General features: G+C 44.6%; 13 protein-coding genes. 12 read left to right on the plus strand and 1 reads right to left on the minus strand.

Translation table 11 applies throughout. The annotated features are described in order from the left end of the window. Positions 1 to 42: 42 nt before the first annotated feature. On the minus strand, positions 43 to 2,082 hold the full coding sequence (locus FLA_RS09645; protein ID WP_096510877.1) for a hypothetical protein: 2,040 nt from the start codon (positions 2,080 to 2,082) through the stop codon (positions 43 to 45). Between the two features lie 129 nt (positions 2,083 to 2,211). Between FLA_RS09645 and FLA_RS09650 the strand changes: the two genes are divergently transcribed. From FLA_RS09650 to FLA_RS09700, 12 genes are read left to right on the plus strand one after another with little or no spacing between them, the layout of a single operon-like run. Then, positions 2,212 to 2,760, plus strand: coding sequence for a DUF4255 domain-containing protein (locus FLA_RS09650; protein ID WP_076380272.1), 549 nt, complete (start codon positions 2,212 to 2,214; stop codon positions 2,758 to 2,760). Between the two features lie 42 nt (positions 2,761 to 2,802). Next, positions 2,803 to 3,639 carry a hypothetical protein gene (locus tag FLA_RS09655; protein WP_076380273.1) on the plus strand — a complete coding sequence of 279 codons (837 nt, stop codon included), beginning with the start codon at positions 2,803 to 2,805 and terminating at the stop codon, positions 3,637 to 3,639. Positions 3,640 to 3,659: 20 nt separating this feature from the next. Further along, positions 3,660 to 5,162 (plus strand): phage tail sheath family protein, encoded by a 1,503-nt coding sequence (locus tag FLA_RS09660; protein WP_076380274.1) that lies wholly within the window; start codon positions 3,660 to 3,662, stop codon positions 5,160 to 5,162. A 26-nt stretch (positions 5,163 to 5,188) separates the two neighbouring features. Further along, positions 5,189 to 5,644, plus strand: a complete 456-nt coding sequence (locus FLA_RS09665; protein WP_076380275.1) for a phage tail protein — start codon at positions 5,189 to 5,191, stop codon at positions 5,642 to 5,644. A 3-nt stretch (positions 5,645 to 5,647) separates the two neighbouring features. Next, positions 5,648 to 6,103: a phage tail protein gene (locus FLA_RS09670; RefSeq protein ID WP_076380276.1), complete on the plus strand. Its 456-nt coding sequence runs from the start codon at positions 5,648 to 5,650 to the stop codon at positions 6,101 to 6,103. An 18-nt stretch (positions 6,104 to 6,121) separates the two neighbouring features. Next, positions 6,122 to 6,289, plus strand: a complete 168-nt coding sequence (locus tag FLA_RS31445) for a DUF5908 family protein (protein WP_159445133.1) — start codon at positions 6,122 to 6,124, stop codon at positions 6,287 to 6,289. Positions 6,290 to 6,295: 6 nt separating this feature from the next. Continuing rightward, positions 6,296 to 6,961: a CIS tube protein gene (locus FLA_RS09675; protein ID WP_076380277.1), complete on the plus strand. Its 666-nt coding sequence runs from the start codon at positions 6,296 to 6,298 to the stop codon at positions 6,959 to 6,961. 3 nt (positions 6,962 to 6,964) lie between these two features. Then, positions 6,965 to 8,770 (plus strand): type VI secretion system tip protein VgrG, encoded by a 1,806-nt coding sequence (gene vgrG / locus FLA_RS09680; RefSeq protein WP_076380278.1) that lies wholly within the window; start codon positions 6,965 to 6,967, stop codon positions 8,768 to 8,770. 13 nt (positions 8,771 to 8,783) lie between these two features. Next, on the plus strand, positions 8,784 to 9,080 hold the full coding sequence (locus FLA_RS09685; protein WP_076380279.1) for a PAAR domain-containing protein: 297 nt from the start codon (positions 8,784 to 8,786) through the stop codon (positions 9,078 to 9,080). Between the two features lie 4 nt (positions 9,081 to 9,084). Beyond that, complete coding sequence (locus FLA_RS09690; RefSeq protein WP_076380280.1) at positions 9,085 to 9,501, plus strand: GPW/gp25 family protein; 417 nt, start codon at positions 9,085 to 9,087, stop codon at positions 9,499 to 9,501. 16 nt (positions 9,502 to 9,517) lie between these two features. Further along, entirely contained in the window at positions 9,518 to 13,324 is a 3,807-nt protein-coding gene (locus FLA_RS09695) for a hypothetical protein (protein ID WP_076380281.1), read from the plus strand. A gap of 11 nt (positions 13,325 to 13,335) precedes the next feature. After that, a complete protein-coding gene (locus tag FLA_RS09700) occupies positions 13,336 to 14,127 on the plus strand; it encodes a hypothetical protein (protein WP_076380282.1) in 792 nt (263 codons plus the stop codon). The last annotated feature ends 7 nt before the right edge of the window (positions 14,128 to 14,134 follow it).

Here is a 14,134-nt window from a genome sequence, read left to right on the forward strand (position 1 = left end):
CCCAAACCCAATTTAAAAAGTATTGAATCTTCTACTCTTTTACTAAGGCACATCATTCTGCTTTAACAACGGTAATATCAGAAATCTTGCGGTTAATATGCCTACAATACCACCCAGGGTAATAATGCCCAGTAAGGTATACAAGGATATGTTTACACAATCCGGATCGGGCATGCACTTTAATGATTTTTTGAAGTAACTACCCGATTTAATCCCTATCGTTTCCCAGTGTATTTTAACGGTGTTACCTACGCCAAAGAAAGGCAACTGGTCGTTTACAAACACATACGAAAAGGCAAATAGGGTAAGCAGGATGGTGAAGGCCATGAGTATACGGGCTACTGGTTTTTTATAGCTCCAGTCGTCGCCCTTGTTCTTGAGGTTGTAAACATACACAACGCCGAATATAATACAGCCCAGCAGCATGATCAGGGATGCGCATAAAAGAAACCGGGTAAGCTCATTGCTGAGATATTCAAATTCGGTAACCAATACCCGGCGCAGATCTGCCGGCCGGTCACGTCTTTGTAGTTGCTGTTTATTATATCCTCTTACAACTGTATCAAGTCCCAGGTCGTGTACATATTGTAAGAGATAATTGATAGAAGAGTCGCCCTGTATATGTTCAAAGCATTCTTCACAGGGATTGGTGATGATATAGTTGTATAAAGCTAAACGGCGGTATAGTTTTTCCCAGAAGGTAAAAGGATGTGTGCTGGTGATGGTGCTGTCTTTTACCAGTGTGGTATCGATAGTAGTAAGTGTGTACAGCATGGAGTTCCATACATCTATATAATTAACATTATTACCTACATAACAAATACCGGCGCCACCGAGCTTGTTGTCTGTAACCATTTCAAATCTTCCGGTAATGGCAGGTAAATCACTGGCTTCGTAAGCGTTGGCTGGTACGGTAAAAATGAATTTGGATGCGGGTACTTTTTGGCTCAGGAAATAAGATACTGCTGAACTGTCGTTAATAAAAAACGCATCGCAGGAAGAATCTAAATCAGATATGTTTATATAGGTAGGAGTAATTTCCTCAGGTAGGGTAAGGGCTACCTGAAAACCGGGATGCGCCTGCTTTACAGCTTTAGATAAAAAGGATACAAAGTCGGTGAACCTGTTTCTGTCGCTTTCGTCCAGTGTGGCAAAGTGAATGTTGATGCCATCTGCCGGGCGTTTGCTCAGTAGTTCCAGTATGCCATCCGATAATTTATGTTGTGCTTTTACACTTTTTAAAAAACTGCTGGTGGTAGTGGGATTAGCCAGTTGAATAGTGAAGGCTATTTTACAACCGGCATTTTTAGCGGTGTCTGCAATGTTGGGTATGGTGTTCCAGTTGTTTAATGCCGTGAAGTTGCCGGTTTTGCCATTGAACTGCAGGGCATCATATATCCACCAGTCAAACTCTTTAAAGGGAGTGTTGCGCGAGTCATATGGTTCGGCTGTGTTATAAAAGCCATAAAAGGAAGTGAGCTTACGTAAGGTGAGAGAGTAATCTTTAATAGATATCCCTTCCCGTTTACGAAAGCTTTGCGGCCCCATATCTATGATGTTGCGCGTGGTGGTGGTTTTTTGCGCACGCTCTTCTTTTTCTTTTTTGGTTAACGGTTTTCCGGGAGAAGGAGGTAAAAGTTTTTTAATAATTTCACTGATATCTAAATCGGTTACTGTAGAGTCAGTAACGCCGGTAGAGTCGGTAGTGGGGTGCGTGATATCTTTCAGCGTTGTTACAAGCGGGAAGCGGCTTTGCAGCGAATCTATCAACGCCATAATAGTGTCGTAATGCTGGTCTTGCTTGTCGGCAATAGTAGCAATCATCAGCTTCAGATTGTCGGCTGTAATGCGTATGGAGTCACCGATAGAAAGACTTTTTATAATGTTTAAAACCCTTTCTTTCTCCCTCTTTTGCGCGTTGGCTCTGAATTTAAAGAACTGTGCAATGGACTTTAAAATTCCTTGTTTGGACTTTAAAGTATCTTCAAAAGCCTTTGCAGCAGTGTCTTTGGGGGATAATGGATATAGGGAAATGCGCTGGAATGCAGGCCGCAAACAAGCAGTAAGGTTATTAGGAAGCATACAGGCAGGGTAAATTTTCTTTTCATAACGAAAGAGCAAAATGTATAAAGGCGGCTTGAAATTAAAAATTATTTATGTATTAGCAACTTTAAAAAATATAATCTAGTTTTACCCGCCTATACTGTTCTTATGATTTACGAAAGTTTGACATGTATAGCTGATGAGTTAAATGAGTATTTCAGGGTAAGGCTAAAAATACCTGAGGATAAAGTGGTGCTAAGTTCACTGGTAAATCAGGATGGAACAGTAGCAATACCTAGTGAAAATAAGATAGCGTTAACCTTAGTAAATATTGAAAAAGAACCGGCAGCTAACAAAGGAGTTCTTACCAGAGATGCCCCCAGTGTGAGTGTTAATTTGCAGGTGATGTTTGCGGTGTATTTTTCCAGTAACAACTATTCGGAAGGATTAAAATTTCTTTCGCTGATTATTTCTTTCATGCAGCAGAAGCCTGTGTTTACAAGGGCGAACAGCCCGGCCCTGCATGACAGTATAGAAAAGATTTCGGTGGAGATAGAAACGTGTGGCCTGGACAGGTTAAACAATTTGTGGGCAACATTGGGGGCTAAATACATGCCTTCGGTGATGTACCGCGTTAGAATGTTAACCTATGATGCAGAAGTGAGCAGGGAATACAGGCCGGTGATTCAGGGAATTTCAACAGCTGGAAGCATATAAAACTCTATAAATAAATTTAACCCTTAGCTTAAAAGTTGCCTTATGGATAGCCGTTTCAGCCCACTGGTAACTGTTGCCTTTGCACATAGTTATTTCAGTGATGAAAAGCTGAAAGTCTTTCGCGTGTTACCTGCAAAGGAAACAGAATGGCTTTTGGCGCAGCACGACCTGCTATTAAAAACACAGGAAAACAGATTTGTCATCTGTTTTAACAGCCTGGTATATGGCACCTCCCGGAGCCGTGAGCAGGTGTGTGATCATGATATTGTCCTTCGCTTTTATATACTCAATTCCGATCCTTATTTTTTACAATATACCGAAGCGCTGGATGCCTATGTTCCGGGCAAAAACCTGCTTCAATTTTCCAACACCCATGGCAATGAAAAATTGCATCCCGGTGAATTTGCAGATAACGACATTGTGGTAACGGATGAAACCGTACAGAAAGACACCGCATTTTTTCCGGTAAAGCCTTTTGCAGTAATGAGTTTGCATTTGAAGCAACTTACTGCCGCATTATATACAGTACAGTTTGCCACCAGGCAAACCTATTGGCGTTACATATTATCTACCAGCTTTTTGCAGCAACTGGAAAAGCCTGCTATTGTAGGCAAGCAATCGAAAGCAGTTTTTAAAGGACCGGAATGGATTACACTGCCCGACAACCGGAAGGCGCTGTGTTTTGTTTCGGGCGAAAAAATAGCTTTTCACGAAATACCCAACAGAGACTGGCAGCTGGTAGAGCAGTATGATGAAGTAACAGGGCGGTTTAAAGTAGTGAAGAAGATATTGCCGGCGCCCGATATTACCCATTTATCGGTTATCGACACCAGTGTTGATACCGCATCCCTTCGTTCTTATTCGGAGATTATTTTATAAAAACAAAAAACCACAATGTTATGTCTGATTTTAAGACACCTGGGGTCTACATTAAAGAACAAAACGCCTTTCCCGGCTCGGCAGTAGCTGTGGCAACGGCTATACCCGTATTTATAGGGTATACTGAAAAAGCAGTAAGGTTTGGGAAAAGCCTGAAACTTAAACCCACCAAAGTAACCTCTTTTGCAGAGTATGCAGAGTGGTTTGGCGGCGCATTCAATGCAAAGTTTACGGTAGAAGCTTATGATCCGGCCAGCAAACTGGAGCCGTTTAGCCTGAACGGAAAGGATTCTATTTTGAAAATTAAAAAAGATAACAATTTATATTTTTTCAATAGCATCCGTTTATTCTATGCCAATGGAGGCAGTGAGTGCTACATTTTAGCAGTAGATACCTACGAGGGTAAAACTGAGTTGCCCGTGCTGAAAGAAGATTTCATTGGCAGCACTACCAAGCCTAACGTGTTTGAGTTGCTGGAAAAAGAGCAGGAGCCCACCCTGGTAGTAATACCTGATATCGTGGCATTACCTCCATCAGATACTTACGACATTTATAAGCAGGTGTTGGCGCATTGCTATAAAACGCAAAGCCGTTTTGGCATTTTCGACGTGGAGCACCAGGAGCCTACTCAAACTACCGATGATGTAGTAAGCGGCTTCCGTAACGGAATTGGTAATGCTTACCTGAATTACGGTGCGGTATATTATCCCTGGTTAAAAACCTCGGTGATACAGCCTACAGAACTGACTTTCGAAAACTTCGACGATGCAGTTGACCTGTCTGCTATATTACCAGAACCACAGGTGAAAGATGTAGTAACTAAGTTTAAGGCTACTGCTCCGGCCGACCTGAACGAGATTGTGAAAAAGAACTATCACCAGTCGTTAAAAGCTACCAGTATCACTTACACGCATTTACTGGAAGAAATGAGGTCGCAGCTGAACGAATTGCCACCTTCTGGGGCTATTGCAGGTATTTACACTGCGGTAGATAGCTCACGCGGTGTATGGAAAGCGCCGGCTAACATTTCGGTAAACAGTGTAAACGCCCCTTCTGTAAACATTTCTAACCAGCAGCAGCAAAACCTGAACGTAGATGCGATGGCAGGTTTATCTGTAAACGTAATCCGTCCTTTCCCTGGCGTAGGTATACTGGTTTGGGGTGCAAGAACCCTGGACGGCAACAGCCAGGACTGGCGTTATATTAACGTGCGCAGAACGCTGATTATGATTGAGCAGAGCCTGAAACTGGCAACCCGCACTTATGTGTTTGAGCCTAACAACTCCAGCACCTGGATCACCATCAGCAGCATGTTTAACAATTTCCTGTATAACCTGTGGACACAAGGCGCCCTGGTAGGTGCTGCTCCTGAGCAGGCTTACAGCGTGAGTGTTGGTTTAGGCAGCACCATGACCGCTAACGATATCCTGGACGGTATTATGCGCATTACGGTGAAAGTAGCCGTAGTTCGTCCTGCTGAATTTATCGAAATCACTTTCCAGCAACAACAACAACAATCATAACCTCCACTATTAAAAAATAATATTTTATGGCAGATAATGGATCAGCACAGAATACGATATGGCCTTTGGTTAGGTTTCAGTTCTCTGTGAAAATTGGCAGCGATGAAATTCTTTTCCAGGAAGTAACAGGCCTTAGCTCTGAAACCCAGGTAATTGAATACCGTGTTGGCAATAGCCAAAGCTATACCAGCATTAAAATGCCAGGTATTAAGAAGTTTGGTAACGTTACTTTGAAAAAAGGCATATTCCAGACCGATACCAAGCTGTGGACGATGTACAATGCTATTAAAATGAACACCATTGCACGTCAAACGGTGGTAATTAACCTGCTGGACGAAAACAATAAGGAAGCCATGACCTGGAACCTTACCAATGCTTTCCCCTGCAAAATGACCATCACTGATATGAAGTCAGATGCCAACGAAGCAGCGGTAGAAACCATTGAATTAGCACACGAAGGCTTTACACTGAAGACATCGTAATAAATGAGTAATAAGGATTATCCATATAATATCCCGCGGGGCTTTATGTTCGATGTAAAAGTCGGCACCATGAACCAGGTGGGGGAAGGTATGTTTCAGGAGGTAAGCGGTTTAAACGCTACGCTTGGAACCGAAGAGTTAAAGGAAGGAGGCGTAAACCTGTATACCACCAGGCTTCCCGGCAGGGCTAAATATGATAACCTGGTATTAAAGCGGGGGCTTTTGGTAGGCTCCCCGCTTACTACCTGGGTGTTTGATGCCTTACAAAATTTTTTAATTGATCCGCAACCGGTGCAGGTAAGGCTGATAGACGAACAGAAAAAGCCTATTGTTACCTGGAGCATTAAAAATGCCTACCCGGTAGCTATCAAAACAGATCCGTTCAGGGCCATGGATAACGCATTAGCCATTGAGTCGCTGGAGCTGGCATATACTTATTTTACAAGAACCAATATCTAAAGCAGAAGGAGAAGCGGTATGCCATTGGAAATAAGAGAGCTGGTGATTAAAGTAACGGTAGAAGAACAGGCAGGCAGGCAACAGCAGGCCGACCTGGCTAAAACACTGCAGACTTTAAAAAACCAGGTGGTGAAAGAGTGCATGGATCAGATTAAAACAAAACTGGAAAATTCGCTGGAGAGATAATAGACTATGTCGTTGGTAAAACTATTGTTACAGAGTTACAATAACCCCGCTTGTACAGGTAGCGCGCTGGGTAGTATAAACGCATTGGTAAACCCGGAAAAATACACCAAAAACAATAGCGTAAACTATGAAGAAGAACCGGAGATTAATAATCCTGCCGGTTCATTGGCGTTTGCAGGTGTGGCCAGTGGTTCTTTAAACCTGAATGGGTTAATGGTAGACGGCACAGGTGTTATTCCTTTACTGGGTGCCAGTAGTGTGCAGGATTATATTAGTAAACTGGAAAAAGTGGTATACACCTACAATGGTGATATGCACAAACCGCCTTTTGTAAAAGTTACCTGGGGTAGCCTTATTTTTAAGGGAGTGTGTACACAGTTCAATACCAACTACACACTGTTTAAACCCGATGGCACTGCTTTGCGCGCCACGGTAGACATTACCTTAAAATCAACTATTGATAACAAAACCAAGGCGAAAGAAGCAGACAATCATTCGCCCGACCTTACACATATGCGGGTAGTGAAGGCAGGAGATACCCTGCCGTTGATGAGTTACCAGATATATGGTGATAGTGCTTATTACCTGGAAATTGCCCGTTACAATAAATTAGACAACATATATCACTTAAAACCGGGGATGCAGTTGTATTTTCCACCACTAAAAAAATAACGTATGCCTGCACCTACCCCCGTACAGAACTTAGCAGACGATTCGTTGCGGTATACCGTTAAGGTAAATGGAAATGGTATTAACGATGCTTACACCGTAAGTTTTATTCGTGTGCATCACGAGGTGAATAAAATCTCCTATGCGGAAATTACCCTGTCGGGTGATGCTGAGGAAGACGGCAGTTCTATTCCTTTTACCGATTCTGATGATTTTACACCGGGTAATCCTATTGTTATTACGGCGGGCTATGGCGATGCGGGGGAAACCAGCCTGTTTACCGGGGTAATAGTAAAGCATGGGCTGGAAGCTAATGCTACTGTAGGTAACTATAACCTGAAACTGGTATGCAAGCATAATGCGGTAAGCATGACCTTTGGCAGAACGGAAGCTTTCTTTCAGAATAAAGTAGATAGCGATATTATCTCCGCTATTTTAAGTACATATGGTTTAAGTTCGTCTGTTACCAGCACCAGCTTTCAAAACGAAGGCTTTTTACAGAAGCTGGGTACCGATTGGGACCTGGTATTGTCGCGTGCTGAGTTTAATGGTATGTTGATATTGATGGATACCGACACCTTTACTATTCAAAAACCCAAGGTAAGTGCCGATCCGGTAATAACTGTAGGGCCGGGAGAAGGGTTGATGAGTTTCCAGGCCGAACTGAGTGCCGAAAAGCAGGCGCCATCTGTTAAGGCAACCGGTTGGGATATTAAAAACCAGAAGTTACAGGAAGCTTCGGCAGCGGAGCCTTCTGTGAATGCACAGGGCAGCGTAACGGCTAAAACCTTATCGGGTAAATTGGGCCAGCTGGCAACTACCTTAAACTCTGTTACACCTATGGCTACAGACGAGCTGCAATCGTGGGCTGATGGCCATTTATTGCGCATGCGTTTAGCGGCTATACGTGGTGAGGTGGTGTTTATAGGCTCTGCATTGCCTAAAACCGGCTCATTAATAGCATTAACCGGTGTGGGCAAAAAGTTTAATGGCAATGCCTTTATATCGGCGGTTACGCATACACTGGAAGAAGGTAAATGGAGAACGAAGGTGCGCATAGGGCTGGATAGCAAAGGTGTAAATACCATGAATGATTTTTCCTATCTGCCTGCCACCGGCCAGGTGCCCGGTATTCAGGGGTTGCAGGTAGGTACCGTAAAACAACTGACGCAAGATCCCGATTCGCATTACCGTATACTGGTTACACTGGCTACCAATGCTGCAACCGCAAGTGATGTATGGGCGCGATATGCCAATTTCTACGGCACCAGTAGTGCCGGCTCGGGTTTCTGGCCAGAGATAGGAGATGAGGTGGTAGTAGGTTTCCTGGAAAATGATCCACGCTACCCGGTAGTGCTGGGGGCATTGTATAGCAGCGTTAAGCAGCCTAACCTGCCACCCGCAGATGAAAACAATTATATCAAATCTATTACTACCAAAAGCAAGCTGGTGGTGAAGTTTGATGATGAAAATAAGATCATCTCTATTACTACGCCTGGAGGTAACACCATTACCCTGACCGATCAGGATAAGGCGATAGAAGTAGTGGATCAGAACGGCAACAGCATTAAAATGAATAATAGTGGCATTACCTTAAACAGCGGTAAGGATATTACTTTAAGCGCTACGGGTAATGTAAGTATCAGTGCTACGGGTAAGGTAAGTATATCGGCTACGCAAAACCTGGAAGCATCAGGTATGAATGTAAACCTTACTGCGCAGGCCGGGTTTGTGGGTAAAGGAAATGCTACCGCTGAATTATCGGCAGCGGGACAAACCACTGTAAAAGGCGGTTTGGTGATGATTAACTAAAAATGTAACAATTATGATGGCTGCAAGATTAACAGATATGCATACCTGCCCGATGGTAACACCGGGTTTACCTCCCATACCGCATGTTGGCGGGCCCATTATAGGGCCTGGCGCACCTACGGTACTGATTGGTAAACTACCGGCTGCCGTAATGGGAGATAACCTGGTTTGCGTAGGTCCGCCCGATGTAATAGTGAAAGGCTCCGCTACCGTTATGATCTGCGGCAAGCCTGCGGCGCGCATGGGCGATACCTGTGCACATGGTGGCTCTATTATACTTGGATGTCCCACGGTAATGATAGGAGGATAAGCCCATGGATGAGCAACAATCTTTTTTAGGCAGGGGATGGTCGTTTCCGCCTTCGTTCGACAAATTGCATATGTCGGTAAATATGGTAAGCGAGCTGGAAGATATTATCCAGAGCATTCGTATTATACTGGGCACAGTGCCGGGCGAACGCGTGATGCAACCTACGTTCGGTTGTGCCTTACGCCGCATGGTGTTTGAACGCGTAGACAGTGTATTCATCAGCACCATTAACGATCTTATCCGGCAGGCGTTATTGAATTTTGAGCCCCGGGTAAAATTTTTAGAAGCCATGGTTATTCAGCAAAACGAGCTGGAAGGACTGGTGCATTTAGAAATAGCTTTTACAGTCATTATCACCAATACCAGACATAACATTGTATATCCTTTCTATTTCCTGGAAGGCACCAATGTATCAGATTAGTTGTATGTAATCATTCATGAGCAGGCACGTAAACATAGATATAAGAGATGGACTGAGCCAGTCAGAGCGTTTTCCACGTGCGCTGCATCCGGGGTATTTTAAACCGGACGAGCGCGATTCGGGGCAGCTGCTCAGTTTTACTATTGAGCTTGCCAAACTGTTTAATTACTATAACCTGCAAAACAGGATAGAAGGCACGTGGGAAGAGTTTTTTGACCTGGACATGGATGTGCTGCTCACCCTGATCGGGCGCATTGATATTAAAACAGCCCTGAAAGAATATGAGCTGATGCAGCAGGCATTGCTGCGTGCTGAAACGGATGTGGAGCTGGGGGCTGCGTTAAATCCTCTATTTGTGTTTTTATTTGATGCGGTAGACATACTGGTAAAAACAAGGGTAAAAAGCAGTCATTCGCGCAACAGGGCACAGGCATTGCCGGTAGCGAGCGTTACCGAAGATTGTTACCAGTTATCGGCCCGGTTTATTCATTTATATAGCCAGGCATTATACCTGGTGCCGGGCATTGCCCATTTTGAAATTGCATCACTGCTGCCACAGCCTTTACAGTTTCCGGCAACAGCTACCGAAAACCTGTTTACAACAGGCTCTACCAAAAAACTGGTGAAGGTGCTGGCCGCTGCTTTAAATAGTTTGTTTACCGATTTGCGTGATAAATACAGCCAGCTGGTAGTGGCTGCGCAGTATTACCTGCAGCACCGGTCGGATGAAAAAGAATACGATTCGCACCTGGGTTTATATATGGCTTTCCTGGACCTGCATGGCTTATTGCAGCAGCAAATGAACCATATTACCCAGCGCCATCTTGATTTATATTACCAGCAGATACTGGGCATAGAACACAGGCTTTCTGTGCCGGATAAAGTGCACCTGGTGTTGCAACCCGGGCCACAAATAAGCAGGCTGGCCTTACCGGAAGGGGAGTTATTACTGGCAGATATTGCCGGTACCGTAAAAGGCGCTGTATATCGTATTGATCAGGAAACCGTGATAGGTCAGGCCGTTATTAAAGAACTGAAAACCGGTTTTGTAAGCAAGCAGGTACAGTTTTCAGCCGGCGAGAAGTACGAATACAAGAGCATTAAAGAAGTACGCGTATTTAAAGGGGATTATCCCGTGGTTACACCCGATGCATTTAGTGCCAGTGTTAGCACGGCCGAGCCCTGGCCTTTGATGGGAGAAGATCAAACCCAGCTGCCCCTGAGTCAGCGAACTATGGACGACGGTGTATTGGGATTGCTGATAGGCTCGCCCTTATTATATGTAGAAGATGGCATCCGGTTAATGCAGGTGAAAATGTACCTGGAACCCGACTCTTACCGCTTCTTCAAAAGTTATATATTGAACTTTTCAGGTGTTACCGATGCCGAGAAATCGCTGGTGGTGCATCAGCTGTTAAGCCAGGCATTTGAGGTGTCTGTTACCGGGGAAGAGGGATGGATGGCCATTAAGAAGTACAGCCTGCGGTTTGATATGGACAATGCATCCGATCCTTACCTGGAACTGAAATTTAAACTATACGATACCGATAAGGCGGTAAGTGTTTACCAGCCCGAACTGCATGGGGGCCGTTATGAATGCAACTGGCCTTTGTTAAAGCTGGAAGTGAACAACAGCTCGTTCCACAATGCCTTTGGCTTTTTACGTAATATGGAACTAAGCCGTATTTCCGTAATAGCACAGGTAACAGGTTCGCGCATGGTGGAGATACAAAACAACTATGGGCCTGTAAATGCCGCTACGCCGTTTCAGCCTTTTGGCCCGGTGCCGGCCACAGGCAGTTATCTCGATCTTAAGAATACGAATATATTTAACCGCTTCACCCGCAGCTTTTCGCTACAGATGGAATGGTTTGACCTGCCATCAGAAGCAGGTGGTTTTGAAACCTACTTTGCCGGTTATAATAACCATGTGAAGAATGATAGCTTTACGGTAAGCATTGCACCTTTGAACAATGGTAAAACCCCGCCCGCAGCTACGCCGCAACAGGTGGTGTCTTTGTTTAACACCTGGCGCGATGAAGACAGGCATTTGTTTTTAAGCAAAGACACCGTTACGCCTGATATGGGCGGTGTGGCTTTTGCTTTCAGTAACAACATGCTGCTGAATAAAGAAACCATTGCGCAGGGGGCTTTTAAAGAGGGGGCAGTACGTATAGAACTGCTGCAACCGGCAGATGCTTTTGGGCATCGTTTATACCCGATCCTGTTTCCGGCAGCGGTGATGCACAACGCCAAACGTTTTGCCAAAAAAGTGCCGGTGCCCGAGCAGCCTTATATACCGGTGATGAAGTCGGTAGAGGTAAGCTACACACTGGAGCATTCAGAAGTGTTGAACAGGGGCAGAAATAAAGAAGACGCTTATTTATCACTGATACATTTATATCCCTTTGGCTATGCCGCCTTATATCCCGGAAAAGATACGACAGATATCTCCTTTGTGCCCAGGCTTGACCAGGAAAGCAATTTGCTGATAGGCCTGCAACAGGTGGTGCCGGGGCAGGAAGTATCTTTCCTTTTTCAGATAGAGGAAATGAAGTTTCATCATACGGCACATGATACCGAAAAGGTGAAATGGAGTTACCTGAAAAATAACAAATGGCAATATCTGAAACATTCGGATGTGCTATCCGACAGCACTCACAACTTTATAGAATCGGGTATTATTGTATTAAAACTACCTGATGACATAGCCACCGGTAACACCATTGTAAGTGAAGATTGTTACTGGATAAAAGCATCTATTAATAGCAGCCATAGCAGTGGCGGGCGTGCGGTAGCTGTGTTTACACAGGCTGTTTCGGCCACACGCGTGCAGGAAGAAGAATCTACTGCACAAACCCTGTATAGCACCTGGATACCACCAGGCTCCATAAAAGGGTTTAAACGCAAAGTGCCGGAGATATTGCAAACCTGGCAACTGTTCCCTTCTTTTGGCGGCAGGCCCGAAGAAAGCAAGCAGCAATACTACCTGCGCATCAGCGAACGTTTGCGGCATAAACAACGTCCACGTACCAGCCTGGACATTGCCCAGGTGATACTGGATGCCTTTCCCGAAATTATGATGGTGAAATGTATTGGTTCGGGCGATGCGCGCGACCTTATTTTACCAGCCATTAACCTGCAGATTATTGTTATCCCGCGTGAAAAAGAAGATGGCCGTTACCTGAGTAAAGAGCCGGGTGTGAGCCTGGATATGCTGTTGCGTATAAAACAGTTTATCAGCCGGCAGCTATCCGTATTTGCCACCGTGGAAGTGGGTAACCCGGTATATGAAAAAATAAAGATCGTTTGCAGCATTCAGATACAGAAAGACGGGGTGAACACCAATGATGGGTATTATATCAAAATGCTGAACGAGGATATCAACCGCTTTGTAAACCCGTGGCTGTATGGTCAGGGGCACGATTTAAAAATAGGTGGTAAAATATATGTGCAGGATATACTGGACGATATTAAACGTAAACCTTATGTACGGTATGTAACCTCGTTTTCGGTATTGCATTTTTACAAACGGCAGGATATGATTACCGGTCATTTTGATGCCGTGGTGGTGGATAGTGCTGTAGACCAGGTGCAATACATGGAAGCCAGCAGGCCCGATGCCGTGCTGATAGCATCTGACACACACCTGGTTTCAATTATTGATTCGCCTGATTATAAAAAACCCGGTGCTTCCGGCATTGGCGATTTTATAGTAGGGGATGAACTGACTATATACCGCCGCATCACGCACAACGAAAAACAACAGCGTGATTGGGGCAAACGGGAAGAAGGACTGATAGATATTCAAATTGACCTTTAAATAAAAACGTGATGGCTGCATTTGAGAATACAAAAACGCGTAGCAGGGAAGAGCTGAAAAAGCATTTCCGCAATGGTGAAATACCATCGGAAGATCATTTTTGCACGTTGATTGATTCTATGATCAACAAGCAGGACGATGGTTTTTCAAAGGACGATGATAACGGGATGATCATAGCTTCTACTATGCATTCCGGTCGTTTTATGGCCCTGTACAGGAACATAGACGACCTGGACCCGTTTTTTGTATTTGAGCGGGATGAGAAGGAAAAAACAGCTTTGAAGCTAAGCCCGGTGGCATTGCAGGATGCCCGTAAAGAGAAAAAGGAAGACGATACCTTTTATTTTCACGGCAATGGCAGCCTGGGATTGGGCAAACACTGTAACGAAGATTTTAAGCTGGATGTAAAAGGTTTTGCAGGCATGGAAGGCCGTGCCGGTACCTATAAGCAGGGCAGTGTAAAAGCCGATGGTCAATGGCATCCCATTGCCACCAACCTCGATAACTGCCAGGCATTTGAGGTAGTGGCGCGTACCGGCCGTAAAGCCAGCGGACGCTTTGCTATTATGCATGCCATTGCATTAAGCGCATTTGGTAAAAGCAGCAGCAACATACGCCGTACAGGCGCGCATTACGGCTTTTTCTGGAACAAGATTAAGTTAAGATGGCGCAGCAACGGCACGCACGATTTCAGACTGGAAATAAAAACCAGCAGCAATTACGGCAATGGGGTACAGATCTATTATAATATCACCCGCCTGTGGGATGATACCAAGTTTTTACCAGACACCTATTACTATTAAGGGAAGG

It is taken from the genome of Filimonas lacunae (assembly GCF_002355595.1).
In the GTDB taxonomy this organism is placed as follows: domain Bacteria; phylum Bacteroidota; class Bacteroidia; order Chitinophagales; family Chitinophagaceae; genus Filimonas; species Filimonas lacunae.

Excerpts from the sequence above, each read along its gene's own strand:
- FLA_RS09645 (WP_096510877.1), bottom strand. The coding sequence starts at position 2,082 with ATGCTTCCTAATAACCTTACTGCTTGTTTGCGGCCTGCATTCCAGCGC.
- FLA_RS09650 (WP_076380272.1), top strand. The coding sequence starts at position 2,212 with ATGATTTACGAAAGTTTGACATGTATAGCTGATGAGTTAAATGAGTAT.
- FLA_RS09655 (WP_076380273.1), top strand. The coding sequence starts at position 2,803 with ATGGATAGCCGTTTCAGCCCACTGGTAACTGTTGCCTTTGCACATAGT.
- FLA_RS09660 (WP_076380274.1), top strand. The coding sequence starts at position 3,660 with ATGTCTGATTTTAAGACACCTGGGGTCTACATTAAAGAACAAAACGCC.
- FLA_RS09665 (WP_076380275.1), top strand. The coding sequence starts at position 5,189 with ATGGCAGATAATGGATCAGCACAGAATACGATATGGCCTTTGGTTAGG.
- FLA_RS09670 (WP_076380276.1), top strand. The coding sequence starts at position 5,648 with ATGAGTAATAAGGATTATCCATATAATATCCCGCGGGGCTTTATGTTC.
- FLA_RS31445 (WP_159445133.1), top strand. The coding sequence starts at position 6,122 with ATGCCATTGGAAATAAGAGAGCTGGTGATTAAAGTAACGGTAGAAGAA.
- FLA_RS09675 (WP_076380277.1), top strand. The coding sequence starts at position 6,296 with ATGTCGTTGGTAAAACTATTGTTACAGAGTTACAATAACCCCGCTTGT.
- vgrG (WP_076380278.1), top strand. The coding sequence starts at position 6,965 with ATGCCTGCACCTACCCCCGTACAGAACTTAGCAGACGATTCGTTGCGG.
- FLA_RS09685 (WP_076380279.1), top strand. The coding sequence starts at position 8,784 with ATGATGGCTGCAAGATTAACAGATATGCATACCTGCCCGATGGTAACA.
- FLA_RS09690 (WP_076380280.1), top strand. The coding sequence starts at position 9,085 with ATGGATGAGCAACAATCTTTTTTAGGCAGGGGATGGTCGTTTCCGCCT.
- FLA_RS09695 (WP_076380281.1), top strand. The coding sequence starts at position 9,518 with ATGAGCAGGCACGTAAACATAGATATAAGAGATGGACTGAGCCAGTCA.
- FLA_RS09700 (WP_076380282.1), top strand. The coding sequence starts at position 13,336 with ATGGCTGCATTTGAGAATACAAAAACGCGTAGCAGGGAAGAGCTGAAA.